At 60.3% G+C, this 14,648-nt stretch carries 16 protein-coding genes; 11 read left to right on the plus strand and 5 right to left on the minus strand.

Annotated elements, in window-relative coordinates; genetic code table 11:
• Positions 1-101 precede the first annotated feature (101 nt).
• Complete coding sequence (locus P3G59_RS05435; protein ID WP_277760751.1) at positions 102-1,007, plus strand: alpha/beta hydrolase; 906 nt, start codon at positions 102-104, stop codon at positions 1,005-1,007.
• The gene (locus P3G59_RS05440) at positions 1,004-1,333 is read left to right on the plus strand and encodes a hypothetical protein (RefSeq protein WP_277760752.1); all 330 of its coding nucleotides are present in this window, start codon (positions 1,004-1,006) and stop codon (positions 1,331-1,333) included. The genes P3G59_RS05435 and P3G59_RS05440 overlap by 4 nt, the downstream gene beginning before the upstream one ends.
• Positions 1,334-1,726: 393 nt before the next feature.
• On the opposite strand, the gene P3G59_RS05445 is transcribed toward P3G59_RS05440, so the two are convergent.
• The 3 genes from P3G59_RS05445 to P3G59_RS05455 form a co-directional block, all read right to left on the minus strand.
• Positions 1,727-2,515 carry an OmpA family protein gene (locus P3G59_RS05445; protein WP_277760753.1) on the minus strand — a complete coding sequence of 263 codons (789 nt, stop codon included), beginning with the start codon at positions 2,513-2,515 and terminating at the stop codon, positions 1,727-1,729.
• A gap of 54 nt (positions 2,516-2,569) precedes the next feature.
• Positions 2,570-2,977: a DUF4398 domain-containing protein gene (locus P3G59_RS05450; RefSeq protein WP_277760754.1), complete on the minus strand. Its 408-nt coding sequence runs from the start codon at positions 2,975-2,977 to the stop codon at positions 2,570-2,572.
• Between the two features lie 376 nt (positions 2,978-3,353).
• Positions 3,354-3,698: a pilin assembly protein gene (locus tag P3G59_RS05455; RefSeq protein WP_122843232.1), complete on the minus strand. Its 345-nt coding sequence runs from the start codon at positions 3,696-3,698 to the stop codon at positions 3,354-3,356.
• A gap of 213 nt (positions 3,699-3,911) precedes the next feature.
• Between P3G59_RS05455 and ppc the strand changes: the two genes are divergently transcribed.
• From ppc to P3G59_RS05490, 7 genes are all read left to right on the plus strand, one after another.
• The gene (ppc, locus tag P3G59_RS05460) at positions 3,912-6,542 is read left to right on the plus strand and encodes a phosphoenolpyruvate carboxylase (protein WP_277760755.1); all 2,631 of its coding nucleotides are present in this window, start codon (positions 3,912-3,914) and stop codon (positions 6,540-6,542) included.
• 300 nt (positions 6,543-6,842) lie between these two features.
• A complete protein-coding gene (adk, locus tag P3G59_RS05465; protein ID WP_134176932.1) occupies positions 6,843-7,490 on the plus strand; it encodes an adenylate kinase in 648 nt (215 codons plus the stop codon).
• A 93-nt stretch (positions 7,491-7,583) separates the two neighbouring features.
• Complete coding sequence (gene tsaB / locus P3G59_RS05470) at positions 7,584-8,258, plus strand: tRNA (adenosine(37)-N6)-threonylcarbamoyltransferase complex dimerization subunit type 1 TsaB (protein ID WP_277760756.1); 675 nt, start codon at positions 7,584-7,586, stop codon at positions 8,256-8,258.
• Between the two features lie 222 nt (positions 8,259-8,480).
• The gene (locus P3G59_RS05475; RefSeq protein WP_093436677.1) at positions 8,481-8,792 is read left to right on the plus strand and encodes a hypothetical protein; all 312 of its coding nucleotides are present in this window, start codon (positions 8,481-8,483) and stop codon (positions 8,790-8,792) included.
• Entirely contained in the window at positions 8,792-9,652 is an 861-nt protein-coding gene (locus P3G59_RS05480) for a DUF72 domain-containing protein (RefSeq protein WP_277760757.1), read from the plus strand. Before P3G59_RS05475 ends, P3G59_RS05480 begins: the two co-directional genes overlap by 1 nt.
• 30 nt (positions 9,653-9,682) lie before the next feature.
• Complete coding sequence (locus P3G59_RS05485) at positions 9,683-10,504, plus strand: isocitrate lyase/phosphoenolpyruvate mutase family protein (RefSeq protein ID WP_277760758.1); 822 nt, start codon at positions 9,683-9,685, stop codon at positions 10,502-10,504.
• Positions 10,505-10,506: 2 nt separating this feature from the next.
• On the plus strand, positions 10,507-11,199 hold the full coding sequence (locus P3G59_RS05490) for an extensin family protein (protein WP_277760759.1): 693 nt from the start codon (positions 10,507-10,509) through the stop codon (positions 11,197-11,199).
• Positions 11,200-11,202: 3 nt separating this feature from the next.
• On the opposite strand, the gene P3G59_RS05495 is transcribed toward P3G59_RS05490, so the two are convergent.
• Entirely contained in the window at positions 11,203-11,823 is a 621-nt protein-coding gene (locus P3G59_RS05495; protein ID WP_277760760.1) for an energy transducer TonB, read from the minus strand.
• Between the two features lie 95 nt (positions 11,824-11,918).
• On the opposite strand from P3G59_RS05495, the gene P3G59_RS05500 reads away from it, so the two are divergent.
• Positions 11,919-12,698 (plus strand): class I SAM-dependent methyltransferase, encoded by a 780-nt coding sequence (locus P3G59_RS05500; RefSeq protein ID WP_277762115.1) that lies wholly within the window; start codon positions 11,919-11,921, stop codon positions 12,696-12,698.
• Positions 12,699-12,802: 104 nt separating this feature from the next.
• Here the strand turns inward: P3G59_RS05500 and P3G59_RS05505 are convergent, their stop codons facing one another.
• Positions 12,803-13,438: a TetR/AcrR family transcriptional regulator gene (locus P3G59_RS05505; protein ID WP_277760761.1), complete on the minus strand. Its 636-nt coding sequence runs from the start codon at positions 13,436-13,438 to the stop codon at positions 12,803-12,805.
• A 94-nt stretch (positions 13,439-13,532) separates the two neighbouring features.
• Between P3G59_RS05505 and P3G59_RS05510 the strand changes: the two genes are divergently transcribed.
• Positions 13,533-14,645: an efflux RND transporter periplasmic adaptor subunit gene (locus P3G59_RS05510; RefSeq protein ID WP_277760762.1), complete on the plus strand. Its 1,113-nt coding sequence runs from the start codon at positions 13,533-13,535 to the stop codon at positions 14,643-14,645.
• The last annotated feature ends 3 nt before the right edge of the window (positions 14,646-14,648 follow it).

Below are 14,648 nucleotides of genomic sequence, written 5' to 3' on the forward strand. Positions count from 1 at the left end.
CTGCGTCCACTGTGACGCAGAGCGTCACGGGATGCATTCCCACGCGGAGCGTGGGAACGATCTCACTGTATTCCAACCTGATTTCTGCGAGGTTTCACCGGATGAGAATCCTCGGCATCTTTTGCCTGCTCCTGACCCTCAGCGGTTGCAGTTCTTTGTTGTTCTACCCCGAGCCGGGTCAGATCTTCACCCCGGAAAAAGCCAAACTCCAATACCGTACCGTCACCCTGGTCACGGCTGATGGCCTGAAGCTCAACGCCTGGTGGTTACCGGCCAAACCCGGTGTCGAAGTCAAAGGCACCGTTCTCCATCTGCACGGCAACGGCGGCAATTTGCCGATGCATTTGGGTGGCAGTTGGTGGCTGCCGAAAAACGGCTATCAAGTGCTGCTGGTCGACTATCGCGGTTATGGCCTGTCCGAGGGCGAGCCGAGTTTGCCGGCGATCTATCAGGACATCGACGCCGCGTTTGCGTGGCTGGACAAGGCGCCGGAAGTCAAAGGCAAGCCGCTGATTCTGCTCGGTCAGAGCCTCGGTGGTTCGATGGCCGTGCATTGGCTGGTGCAGCATCCCGAGCGGCAGAAACAACTGAAAGCGCTGGTGCTCGACGGCGTACCCGCGAGCTATCGTAGCGTCGGCCAATACGCGCTCAGTACCTCGTGGCTGACCTGGCCATTTCAGGTGCCGCTGTCGTGGCTGGTACCGGATGGCGACAGCGCGATCAATTCGATGCCACACCTTAACGGCGTGCCGAAGCTGATTTTCCACAGCATCGATGATCCGCTGGTGCCGCTGTCCAACGGCATCCGTCTGTATCAGGCCGCACCGCCGCCGCGCGTGCTGCAGTTGACCCGTGGCGGCCATGTGCAAACGTTCGGCGACCCGGTCTGGCGTCAAGTGATGCTGCGCTACCTCGACGATCCCGAGCATTTCAACGGCCTGCGCCGCCTCGGCGAAATCCCCAATTATCCGCAACCCCCGAATTCTGAAGATGAGAGTCCGCAATGACTGAAGAACGCAACGCCATCCCGCTGATCATCACCGGTATCTGCAGCATCCTCGGCACCGTCGGGGCGCTGTGGTACTACGGCTACCTGCACTTCGCCAAACCCGAGGATGCGTTGCTGCTCAACGAATTCACCATGCTCAAGACGGTTGCGGGGGAGGATTACAAGGTCTCGCTGGACCCGGCACCGCAAGTGGCGCAATGCATCGATGGCGTGCTGGTGTTGTTCGATACCGAGCAGAAAGGTCTGACCGGTGTACTGATCAATGCGCAGAAAAAAGCCGTGCGTTGCATGGGTGAAGAGACCCCGAAGAAGCTGCAAGAGTGATTCTGCAGGTTCAGCCCTCACCCTAACCCTCTCCCAGAGGGAGAGGGGACTGACCGAGGTGTCTTTCGAGTTATGCCGACCTGAAAGATTGTGTCGATTATGGATTCGGCAAAGCACTTTCAGGTCGACGCAGCTATTGAGCATCCCCCAATCGGCTCCCTCTCCCTCGGGAGAGGGGACTGACCGAGGTGTCTTTCGAGTTACGCCGACCTGAAAGAGAGTTTCGACTATGGATTCGGCAAAGCACTTTCAGGTCGACACAGCTATTGAGCATCTCCCAATCGGCTCCCTCTCCCTCGGGAGAGGGCTGGGGTGAGGGGCCGCGGTTTCAGCAATCATGAAAAAGCCCCGCCTGACTGAGTCAGGCGGGGCTTTTGCGTTACAGCAGGGCGCTTAGTTCGAGCTGACTGCCGAACGTGGCATCACTGGCTGGTTGTCGTTGGAAATGGTCACTTCCACACGACGGTTCATCGCACGGCCCGAAGCGCTGCCATTCTCGGCAACCGGGTATTCCTTGCCGTAGCCTTGAGTGACGATACGCGCTGGATCAACACCCATTTTCACCAGTGCGGTGCGCACGGAGTTGGCGCGACGCTCAGACAGCGACTGGTTGTGGCTGGCGGTACCGGTGCTGTCGGTGTAGCCCTCGACGATCACTTTGCGATCCGGGTTTTCCTGGAGGAACTGCGCCAGTTTGTTGATGTTCACCAGACCGCTGGATTTCAGGTCGGCACGGTCGGTTGCGAACAGCACATCACCGAAGGTCACCAGCGTACCGCGATCGGTCTGCTTGGCGTTGAGGCTGTCCTGCAGCTGCTTGATCTGCTGATCGCGAGCATCCAGACGCGCCTGGGCACGTTGGGCGGCGGCGTTCTTCAGGTTGTTTTCAGCGGTGCGCAGAGCGATGGTCTGCTTGGCCACTTCTACGCGCTGGTTGGTCAGGTAGGCCAGTTGGTCAACCTTGGCTGCGTCTTGTTTGTCCAGGTAAGCCTTGTCGGCCTTATCCAGGTAATCACTGGCGTCTTTGGTTTCCAGTGCCGCGACTTTGCTCGCCTGCGGGTTGGCTTGCAGGCCCGAGTAGTTGGTGCGCGCCTGTTCCAGGTTCGGATTAGGCGGAGTCGAGCACGCAGCCAGAGCGACACTTGCGGCCAGAAGAGCTGGGATCATCAGTTGCTTGCGCATAATTTTTCGTCCTTTCTATCGATAAAGTTTCAGCGTTGCGATCGGGATGCGCGCTTACTGCTGCACTGGGCGCTGACTTTCCTGACGCAGTTCCTGAACACCTTTCTGGGAATCCTTTACAGCCAGTTCAGCCTTGGCTGCCTGAGCCTTGCGTTCGGCGACGCGAGCGTCCCACTCGGCCTGTTCGGACAGGCGACGGGCCTCGTCATACTTCTTGTCGTGCATGGCGATTTCGGCTTGTTTCAGTTTGTCCTGCGCTTGCTTCATCTCAACCGCGGCGAACTCTGTACCGCCAGCGCTGACCGCACTGTTCACGGCCGATTGGGTCACGGCGTACTGCTCGGTCGGTGGATTACCGGCGCAACCGGCCAGTACGAAGCTGGTGCCGATTGCCAGGGCGGCCAGTTTCAGACCGCGCAGGTGGGTAAACGTGGTTTGGTTTTTCATGGTCTTCAACTCCATTAGGCATCTCCTGAAAACATCTGAATCCATCCTGGTCGAGGAGCCGTAAGCGTCGTATGAAAGCGCGTTTTTGAAACGCTCGTTCCAGGCGTGGTTACTGGTTCCGACCGGTGGCATTTTTCAAAAGTTCAGAAAAGATGGCCTATCGCCAAAAAAACTTTGACCGAATGGACAAGGCTCTAAATCGGGAACTTTGGCGGGGGAGAGTGGTACGCGCGCGGTTTTAAGACGCCAAAAACACATCGATTTTCAGTTTGAAATACGATCCCTGTAGGAGTGAGCCTGCTCGCGATGGCGTCGTATCAGACAACAAAAATGTTGAATGAAAAACCGCTATCGCGAGCAGGCTCACTCCTACAGTTTGATCTAGGTTGTGTCAGTGTTTTTGCTTGCCTTCTGCGGCCGAGAGGTCATGTAAATGTCGGCGTGACAGCGCCAGAAACCGCGGCGTCGGCCCGACGTCTTCATACAGCGGATCGCCTTCCTCATCGGTCGCCACCACCGTCGAACCTTTCACATACGGCAGACTCGCTTCGAACTCTTCAAGCGCCGCGCCGATCAGTTCGCCGAGCAGTTCTTCGGCATGCCGTTTGGGGTACATCTCGGCAATCGCCGCCAAGCGCGCAGCGGCCTCGACGTCCAGATGAATCGTGTAGCCAGTGTCGGTCAGGCGACCTTTGGCGTTTTCTTCCCAATGCTGGGCGAGTTCACGAATTTTCATGATGACCTCATTTCGTGCCTGCTCATGGCAGGCCTGGGTGAGTGTCCGGCAGCGCCGGCGGCAAGCCGTTGTACGGCTTACTGTTGAGACTAGCTTTCGCCCGCAAGGTTTAAAGTCCCTTGGTCGGATGCTTGTAAGAAGCGTCGTAGAGCGGCACTCTCTAGGTCATGCACTCGTTTCTAAGCCGTCCGGATTACTGCTGGGGAATTGCTGATGACCGATATTGATGCACGCTTGCGCGAAGATGTTCACCTGCTCGGAGAGCTGTTGGGCAACACCATTCGAGACCAGTACGGCGAGGCTTTCCTCGACAAGATCGAGCAGATCCGCAAAGGCGCCAAGGCTGACCGGCGTGGCTCGATGGATGCTGAACTGAGTGCCAGCCTCAATCAATTGAGCGAAGACGAATTGCTCCCGGTAGCGCGGGCGTTCAACCAGTTTCTCAACCTGGCGAACATCGCCGAGCAGTATCAGTTGATCCATCGGCGCGAAGAGTCGCAGCCGGCACCGTTCGAATCCCGTGTGCTGCCGGAATTGCTCGCGCGTTTGCGCAGCGAAGGCCACAGCGCCGAATCGCTGGCCCGGCAACTGGCGCGGCTGGAAATTGAACTGGTGCTGACCGCGCACCCGACTGAAGTCGCGCGGCGCACGCTGATCCAGAAGTACGACGCGATCGCCGCGCAACTCGCCGCGCAGGACCATCGCGACCTGACCAGCGCCGAACGCGAACAGATTCAAAACACCCTGCAACGGCTGATCGCCGAAGCCTGGCATACCGAAGAAATCCGCCGCACGCGGCCGACGCCGGTTGATGAAGCCAAGTGGGGTTTCGCGGTGATCGAACACTCGCTGTGGCAAGCGATTCCCAACCATATGCGCAAGGCCGACAAGGCTTTGTATGACGCGACCGGCCTGCGTCTGCCACTGGAAGCGGCGCCGATCCGCTTCGCTTCTTGGATGGGCGGCGACCGAGACGGCAACCCCAACGTCACCGCCGCCGTGACCCGCGAAGTGCTACTGCTGGCGCGCTGGATGGCCGCCGATTTGTACCTGCGCGATGTCGACCATCTCGCGGCTGAACTGTCGATGCAGCAGGCCAGCGATGCCCTCAAAGCCAAGGCCGGCGACAGCGCCGAGCCGTATCGTGCGGTGCTCAAACAACTGCGCGAACGCCTGCGTGCAACGCGCAACTGGGCGCATGCCGCCCTGACCGCACCGACGCCTGCCCCCGCCGATGTGCTGCACAACAACCGCGATCTGCTCGATCCGCTGGAGCTGTGTTTCAACTCGCTGCACGAGTGCGGCATGGGCGTCATTGCTGACGGCCCGTTGCTCGATTGCTTGCGCCGGGCAGTGACCTTTGGCTTGTTCCTCGTGCGTCTGGATGTGCGCCAGGACTCGTCGCGGCACAGCTCGGCGATGACCGAAATCACCGACTACCTCGGTCTTGGTCGCTACGAAGATTGGGACGAAGAACAGCGCATCGCTTTCCTCACCCGCGAGCTGAGCAACCGTCGGCCACTGCTGCCGGCGCATTTCAAACCCTCGGCCGACACCGCCGAAGTGCTCAACACCTGCAAGGAAATCGCCGCCGCGCCGGGTGCGTCGCTCGGTTCCTACGTGATCTCCATGGCTGGTGCCGCTTCCGATGTGCTCGCCGTGCAACTGCTGCTCAAAGAGTCCGGCGTGTTGCGGCCGATGCGCGTCGTGCCGCTGTTCGAAACCCTCGCCGACCTCGACAACGCCGGGCCGGTGATGGAGCGGCTGTTGCTGCTGCCGGGCTATCGCGCACGGCTGCAAGGCCCACAGGAAGTCATGATCGGCTACTCCGACTCGGCCAAGGACGCCGGCACCACGGCGGCGGCCTGGGCGCAATATCGCGCACAGGAGCGGCTGGTGGAAATCTGCCGCGAACAGCAAGTCGAACTGCTGCTGTTCCACGGTCGTGGCGGTACCGTGGGCCGTGGCGGTGGCCCGGCGCACGCGGCAATTCTGTCGCAGCCACCGGGTTCGGTGGCGGGGCGGTTCCGCACCACCGAGCAGGGGGAAATGATTCGATTCAAATTCGGTCTGCCGGACATCGCCGAGCAAAATCTCAATCTGTATCTGGCGGCAGTGCTTGAAGCAACGTTGTTGCCGCCACCACCGCCGACGCCGGAATGGCGCCATCTGATGGATGAATTGGCGGCTGACGGTGTCAGTGCTTATCGCCAGGTGGTGCGGGAAAATCCGCAGTTCGTCGAGTACTTCCGTCAATCCACCCCAGAGCAGGAATTGGGGCGCTTGCCACTGGGCAGTCGTCCAGCCAAGCGTCGCGCAGGCGGTATCGAAAGTCTGCGGGCGATTCCGTGGATCTTTGGCTGGACGCAAACACGGCTGATGCTACCAGCGTGGCTCGGTTGGGAATCGGCGCTGAGCAAGGCGCTGGAACGCGGCGAAGGCGAGTTGCTCGGACAGATGCGCGAGCAATGGCCGTTCTTCCGCACCCGTATCGACATGCTGGAAATGGTCCTGGCCAAGGCTGACGCCGATATCGCGCGGTCCTACGACGAGCGTCTGGTCGAGCCGGATCTGCTGCCGTTGGGCGCGCAGTTACGCGACCTATTGTCGCAGGCGTGCGCGGTGGTGCTCGGCCTGACTGGCCAGTCGCAGTTGCTGGCACATAGCCCCGACACCCTCGAATTCATCCGTTTGCGCAACACCTACCTCGACCCGTTGCATCTATTGCAGGCCGAATTGCTGGCCCGTTCGCGACAGCAAGATGTCGAGCAGGGCAGCCCGGTGGAACAGGCGTTGCTGGTGTCTGTGGCGGGTATTGCCGCCGGTTTGCGAAATACCGGCTAACGTTTTTGTCGTGGCGCACGGCACTAGGCACCAATGCCGGGTGCCGCTTTGCCTGACGGATGAAAATGCCGCCAGGCGACAGTTATTGACGGGGTTGCGACTTGGGTTACCGCGTCGCAAGGTCGCGGGGGGCGTCGGTTTCTCCGACTTTTGGCGTCTTGTGTGGGCGCAGCCTGCTGTGTATCTTGATCAGCCTTTGGCCGTTTGTGCGGCCACGACCCGTATTTTCAGGATTCGTCCCAAGAGGCGAATCCTTTGTTTTGTAAAAGCTTTTTATAAAAAAATTGAGGAGCACATCTAATGCGCGTCATTCTGCTGGGAGCTCCCGGGGCCGGTAAAGGTACTCAGGCTAAGTTCATCACCGAAAAATTCGGCATTCCACAAATTTCCACTGGCGACATGCTGCGTGCAGCGGTCAAGGCCGGTACTCCGCTGGGCGTGCAAGCCAAGAGCATCATGGATGCCGGCGGCCTGGTGTCGGATGACCTGATCATCGCTCTGGTTCAGGATCGTATCGCTCAGCCAGACTGCGCCAATGGTTTCCTGTTCGACGGCTTCCCGCGCACCATTCCGCAGGCTGAAGCTCTGGTGACTGCCGGCGTTGAGCTGGATGCGGTCGTTGAAATCGCTGTTGAAGACGAAGAAATCGTGCAACGCATTGCCGGCCGTCGTGTTCACGAAGCCAGCGGTCGCGTTTACCACATCGTCTACAACCCGCCGAAAATCGCGGGTAAAGACGACATCACCGGCGAAGAGCTGGTACAGCGCAAGGACGACACCGAAGAAACCGTGCGTCATCGCCTGTCGGTCTATCACTCGCAGACCAAGCCGCTGGTGGATTTCTACCAGAAGCTGTCGGCTGCCAACGGCAAGCCGAAGTACAGCCACATCGAAGGTGTTGGTTCGGTTGATGCAATCACCACCAAGGTGCTGGCCGCGCTGAGCTGAAAAGTCTGATCGGCTGCATCATCCACGGCCCGCTTGCGGGCCGTAGTTGTTTATACTGACGCCCTTTTCCCCACCCCTGTTTTGGAAACATCGATGAGCACCTTGCTGGCCCTGGACACCGCGACTGAAGCTTGCTCCGTTGCCTTGCTGCATGACGGCAAGGTCACGAGCCATTACGAGGTGATTCCGCGCCTGCATGCACAGAAGCTGCTGCCGATGATCCAGCAACTGTTGGCCGACGCCGGCACCACGTTGCAGGCGGTCGATGCCATTGCCTTCGGTCGCGGCCCGGGTGCGTTTACCGGGGTGCGGATCGCCATTGGTGTGGTGCAAGGTTTGGCGTTCGCGCTGGATCGTCCGGTGTTGCCAGTGTCCAACCTGGCCGTGCTGGCGCAACGTGCGTTGCGTGAACATGGCGTGAGCCAGGTCGCGGCGGCCATCGATGCGCGGATGGATGAAGTGTATTGGGGCTGCTACCGCGAGACGGCGGGGGAGATGCGGCTTGTCGGTGCCGAAGCGGTGTTGCCGCCGGAAGTCGCCGCGCTGCCGGCCGATGCCAGTGGCGACTGGTTCGGTGCCGGCACCGGTTGGGGTTATGCCGAGCGCATCGCGGTCAACCTCACCGGTTCCGACGCCAGCATGCTGCCCCACGCCGAAGACTTGCTGACCCTGGCGCGTTTTGCCTGGGAGCGCGGCGAGTCGATCCCGGCGGATGACGCACAACCGGTTTATCTGCGCGATAAAGTCGCCACGCCCAAGGCTCGTTGAGCTTTTAAAAAGATCGCAGCCTGCGGCAGCTCCTGCAAGGATCGCCTTCCAACCGCAGGAGCTGCCGCAGGCTGCGATCTTTTGATCTTCCAAAGCCAATCGTCAGTTTCTAACCCCTCGCTTTAAACCTTTTGCGCGTTATGTGTTCTAGTTATCACTCGGCGGTTTGCTAAGTCGGTCAAGTGCCGCTAAATTGCCATCATCGATACCGAGCATGAAATTATGCGTATAGACGGCCTTTCCTCTCAGTCCTACCCCATCAAGCGCAAGCCTCGCAAAGGCCATGTGACTGTGGATGAGTCCGTCGACGATATCGACGGTGAGCTGGAATTCCCGACTGAAGAGCAACTGGCTGCCCGTGCTGCCGCCAAAGCTGCCGCGCAACGCCTGAGCAATCTGCCCGCCCGCCAACAAGACATGATCTACCACCGCGCCATGAGCAAAAGTGTAGCGATGGCCCTCGCCAGCTACCTGAGCACCGCCGGTTTTGTCGATTGGGACGCAGACGTGCTGGGCCTCGATCTGTACATCTGATGGATCTGCCTTACTACCTCGGTTGCCCGTCCTGGAGCGAGAATGCCTGGCGCGAGTATCTGTACCCGGTAGATGCAAAAACCGCCGATTTCCTCGGTCTCTATTCGCAAGTGTTCAACGCCGTTGAAGGCAACACGACCTTCTACGCCAGCCCGTCGCCTGCCACCGTGCAGCGTTGGGCTGAGGTTATGCCCGAACACTTTCGCTTCACCGCCAAATTCCCCGGCGACATCAGCCACAGCGGGGATCTGCGCGAGCAACTGACCGCCGCCGAAACCTTCCTGCAATTACTCAAGCCTCTCGGTCAGCGTGTGTCGCCGCTGTGGCTGCAACTGTCGAAAAGCTTCGCGCCGCATCGACTGCCGGAACTGGCGGGGTTCATCGATGCGCTGGATTGCCCGTTGGCGGTGGAAGTGCGCCATGAACAGTTCTTCGCCAAGGGTGAAAGCGAACGTCTGCTCAATCGCCTGCTGCTGGACCGTGGCGTGGAGCGCATTTGTCTCGATCCGCGTGCGCTGTTCAGTTGCCTGTCGACCGAGTCTTCGGTAATTCACGCGCAATCGAAAAAGCCGCGAGTGCCGACACGTCCGGCGGCGTTTACTCAGTTCCCGCAAGTGCGCTTCATTGGCCATCCCGAACTGGAAGCCAACGACAGCTTCCTCGTGCCGTGGGTGGCGAAAATCGCCGAGTGGATCGAAGAGGGCCGCACGCCGTACATGTTCCTGCACACCGCTGACAACCTGCTTGCGGCGAAACTGGCGCAACGTTTTCATGCACAACTGATGCAACGTTTGCCTGGCCTGCCATCGCTGCCTGAGCTATACAGAGAACCCGCCGCCGAGCAACTTGGCCTGCTCTGAGGCGTTTTTTTCCTGCTCAGGAGCCTGCCGATGGACGCCCAAACCCGTAAAGCGCACACCTTCAAAGCCCTGCATGAGCAACCGGGGATATTCGTCATTCCCAATCCGTGGGATGCCGGCTCGGCAAAAATGCTCGCCAGTCTCGGCTATCAGGCCTTGCCGACGACCAGCGCCGGTTATGCGTTTTCCCAAGGCAAGGCCGATGGTGCCTTGAGCCTGGATGAGACCTTGGCCAATGTCCGGGCAATCGTTGCCGCGACTGATTTACCCGTGGCGGTGGATCTGGAAAACGGTTTCGCCGACGATCCCGCTGAGAGCGCCAAGAGTTTGCTGCGCGCGGCTGACGCGGGCGCCGTCGGTGGTTCGATCGAAGACGCGACGGGCCGCGCGGATGCGCCGATCTATTGCTTCGAACATGCCGTGGCCCGAATCGAGGCGGCCGTCGCGGCGGTGCGCACGCTGCCATTTCCCTTCATCCTCACCGCGCGTGCGGAAAACTACCTGCACGGCAATCCCGACATCAACGACACCGTCCGCCGCTTGCAGGCCTTCGCCGAAGCGGGCGCCGACGTGTTGTACGCGCCGGGTTTGCGCAACGCCGAAGAGGTGCTGGCGGTGGTGCGCGCGGTAGCGCCGAAACCGGTCAATGTGTTGATGTCCGGCGGCTTGAAACTGACCGTGCAGCAATTGCAGGAAATGGGCGTGCGGCGGATCAGCACCGGTTCGGCCTTGGCGTTGGCGGCGTTCGGCGAGTTCTTGCGTGCGGCTGAAGAAATCCAGCAGTCCGGCACCTTCGGCTTCACCTCGCAGTCGATGCCGTACGCCAAGGCTAATCAATTCTTCAAAGGCTGAGCATGGGGCGATGGATTGCACTCACCGTGCTGCTGATCACCGGCGGCGCCTTGATCAGTGTCTGGCGCGGTTGGCTGGACGTGCCGGCGCAATGGAGTCCCTGGGCGCCGCTGGACGTGAAAGCCGCGCCCAACTGGCTGACCGGCTATAAGCTGATGCGCTTGCGCAGTGATCCTGAACTCTGCGCCCGGGCATTGAGCAGTTCCGATCTGCGCGTCACACGTCAATCCGACAGTCCTGATGCCAAGTGTCCGCTGATCGGTGCCCTTCGTGTGCAGGGCGGTGAGGTGGCGCTGAGCAGCAGTTTCCTCGCCAGTTGTCCGCTGGCGGTGGCCTACGCGATGTTTGAGCGCCACACCCTGCAACCCGCCGCGCAAGCCGTTTACGGGCAGAAGGTCGCGCGCGTCGATCACCTTGGCAGCTTCGCTTGTCGCAATGTTTACAACCGCGAGAGCGGGGCGCTCAGCCGCCATGCCAGCGCCGCTGCATTGGACATCGCCGGGTTTCGTCTGGCCGACGGCCGCAGCATCAGCGTACTCGAGGACTGGCCCAGGCAAAATCAGGACGCGCAGTTTCTGCGTCAGCTGCGCGACGGCGCCTGCGAGGCGTTCAGTGTGGTGTTGAGCCCGGATTACAACGCCGCCCATCGCAATCATTTTCATGTCGATGTCGGACGCTGGAGCGTGTGTCGCTGAGGCTTAAGCGGCGAGGCGCAGGTTCTGCAGAACGATCGGGCGCGCCCAGCCGTTATCGAAGTCCAGCGCCTTCTGCTGCTCGACGATCTCTTCTGGCGGGAACGGTGGATAAGGCTTTTGCAGCAAATCCAGATCGAATTCGGCAATCGGCAGGTACAGCGGTTTTTTCTGCGGTGCCGGGCCAGGCTCTGGAACGGGTTGACCATTGTTGATCACGACCGGGCGCACCCAACTGCTGTCGAAATCCTGCTGGGCCTGCTGAGCCTTGAGTTCTTCTGGCGGGAACGGCGGGAACGGCTTGTCCAGCAGTTCCATTTCGAACTCGGCGATCGGCAGGAACAGCGGCTCTGGCGGACGCACTTCGGTTTCCACCACATCGCATTCACGCTGGCTGACGATGTGCGCGTGCAGCTCGCTGCCGATGGTCGGTTCTTCCGGGCTGTTCAGGTCAACCGGCGGAAACGTGCCGCAGGCAGGCACCACTTCACTCGTCTGTTCGGCCATCGCCTGGGCAAAGAAATCCTGCCACAGGTGACTGACGCCGCTCAGTGCTTGAGTGTTGTGACGGCTAAAGTCGCCATGGGGCGAGATGTAGCCTATCGATGTGGGAAGAATGCCTGACATTTTTTTCGGTTGACGCTCAGCTCTGGCAAAATGCGCGTTGAATGAGTTATCGGCGGTTTTTGCCGATCCTTAAATTTTTGAGCGTGTTTTCCATGATTGAGCAACCCGCGGCCTGCCGCATCCATGTTCAGGCCCTCGGCCCGACGTTTGAAGCGCAAGCCGGGCAATGGGCCGAGCGCCTGGGCCTGCCGCTTGAAGTGGCGGACGGCGAGTTTGCCTTGCAGGTCGGCGAGCAGGGTTTGCAGCTGCAACAGCTCGGCCCGGATGCACCGGGACCGGTGCGCGTCGACTTCGTCGAGGGTGGCGCGGCACACCGTCGATTGTATGGCGGCGGCAGCGGGCAGATGATCGCCAAGGCTGTCGGCATTGCCCAAGGCGTGCGCCCGCGCGTGCTGGATGCCACGGCGGGGCTGGGCAAGGATGCGTTCGTGCTGGCCAGTCTTGGTTGCGAGATGAGCCTGATCGAGCGCCAGCCGTTGATTGGCGCCTTGCTGGAGGATGGTCTGGCGCGCGCTGCGGAAGATTTCGACGTGGCGCCGATCGTCGCGCGGATGACGTTGCTCAAGGGCAATTCCATCGAGGTCATGCAGCATTGGGAAGGCGAGCCGCCGCAGGTGATCTATCTCGACCCAATGTTTCCGCATCGCGAGAAAACCGCGCTGGTGAAGAAAGAAATGCGCCTGTTCCGGCCGTTGGTGGGCGATGACCCGGATGCGCCGGCGTTGCTCGAAGCCGCGTTGGCCTTGGCAACACACCGGGTGGTGGTCAAGCGTCCGCGCAAGGCTCCGTGCATTGCGGGGCCGAAGCCGAGTCATGCGCTGGATGGCAAATCTAGCCGGTATGACATTTACCCAAAGAAAGCGCTCAAACCTTAGACCGAGTTGTCCCTATTCGCGAGCAAGCTCGCTCCCACATTTGAATGCATTCCAATGTGGGAGCGAGCTTGCTCGCGAAGGCGTCCGCTCAGACACCTTAAAAGTCAGGGCCTGTACGCCCGCATAAACAACTCCACCACTTCCCGCACATGGCTCTCTGCAGCCTCTTCGCTCAACGGCTCCCCGCAGCCATACAACAAACGAAAATTCCCCGCGCCCTTGATCAGGCAGAAGAAATGCTCGGCGGCATTGCGCGGCAGATCGATGTTCAGCACGCCCGTCTCATGGATGCGCGTCAACAGCCGCTCCATCCCCAGCACCATGCGCTGCGGCCCTGCCTCGAAGAAGATCAGCGACAAGTTCGGATCCTGGCTGCCCAGCGCCATGATCAAACGGTGCAAATTCACCGACTCATCGCTGTTGATCAGCTGATGAAAGCCTCGCGCAATGTTCAGCAACACATTTTCCACGGCAATGCCTTCGGGCAATTCGAAGAACAGTGGCGGTAATTGCTCTTCGCATTTGGCCACTACGGCGGCGGAGAACAGCGTCTCCTTGTCGTTGAAGTGGCTATAGACCGTCAGCTTCGACACGCCAGCCTCGCTGGCGACCGCGTCCATGCTGGTGTTGGCATAACCATGACTCAGAAACAGAATTTTCGCCGCGTCGAGGATCGCCTGGCGCTTGGCCAGATCCTTGGGGCGGCCCGGACCGTTTGGAGCTGAAAGATTGTTCGACATTCTTCGCTTTTAATACTGGACTGGTGAGTTTGCTATTAATAACATACCCGCCAGTATAATTATTCCAGGCACCATTAGCGAAAGGTCCGTCACCATGTTCCGCCATGCTCTGCACCTCACCTGGCCACTTGCATTGCCAGTCAGTCTGGCGTTCCTTTTGTCCGCGTGTGGTCAGGAAGAGGCGACGCAAGTCACCGTGCGCCCGGCCATGGTGGTGCAGCCAGAGCCTTCGGCGCAGGCGATGGAAAGTTATCCGGGTGAGGTGCGCGCCCGCTACGAACCCGATCTGGCGTTCCGTATTGGCGGCAAAGTCAGCCGACGACTGGTCGATGAAGGCCAGCGTGTAAAGGCTGATCAACCGCTCGCCGAACTCGATCCGCAAGACGTGCGCCTGCAACTGGAAGCCACCCGCGCCCAAGTCAGCGCCGCCGAAGCCAATCTCAATCTGGTCCGCGCCGAGCGTGATCGCTACAAGACCCTGATGGATCGGCAGATGGTTAGCCGCTCGGCTTACGACAATGCCGAAAACCTTTACCGCTCCGGTGAGGCCCGCCTCAAACAAATCAAAGCTGAATTCAACGTTTCGACCAATCAGGCCAGTTACGCGGTGCTGCGTGCGCCGCAGGATGGCGTGGTGGCCAAGCGTTCGGTCGAGGTGGGGCAGGTCGTCGCCGCCGGGCAAACGGTGTTTACCCTCGCCACCGACGGCGAGCGCGAAGTGCTGATCAGCCTGCCGGAGCAGAGCTTCGGGCGCTTCAAGGTCGGTCAGCCAGTGACGGTCGAGCTGTGGACGCAACAGAATCAGCGCTTCGCCGGGCAGATCCGCGAATTGTCGCCCGCCGCCGATCCACGCTCGCGCACCTTTGCTGCACGCATTTCCTTCACCGGCGGCAAAGTCCCGGCCGAACTGGGCCAGAGCGCCCGGGTGTTTGTGCAATCGGCGGACAGCGTTTCCCTCTCGGTGCCGCTCTCGGCACTCACCGCTGAAAACGGCGCGACCTACGTCTGGGTCGTCAACGGCAACAACACCTTGAAGAAAACCCCGGTGCGCATCGGCCCGTTCGGCGAGAAAAGCGTGCCAGTGCTCGAAGGCTTGAACGCCAGTGACTGGGTGGTGGCCGCTGGCGTGCATGTGTTGCTCGAAGGGCAGCAGGTGCGTCCGGTAGATCGCTCCAATCGCGTGGTCAATCTGGCGAACAAGGAGTAAGCC

Source organism: Pseudomonas sp. A34-9, from assembly GCF_029543085.1.
Classification (GTDB): domain Bacteria; phylum Pseudomonadota; class Gammaproteobacteria; order Pseudomonadales; family Pseudomonadaceae; genus Aquipseudomonas.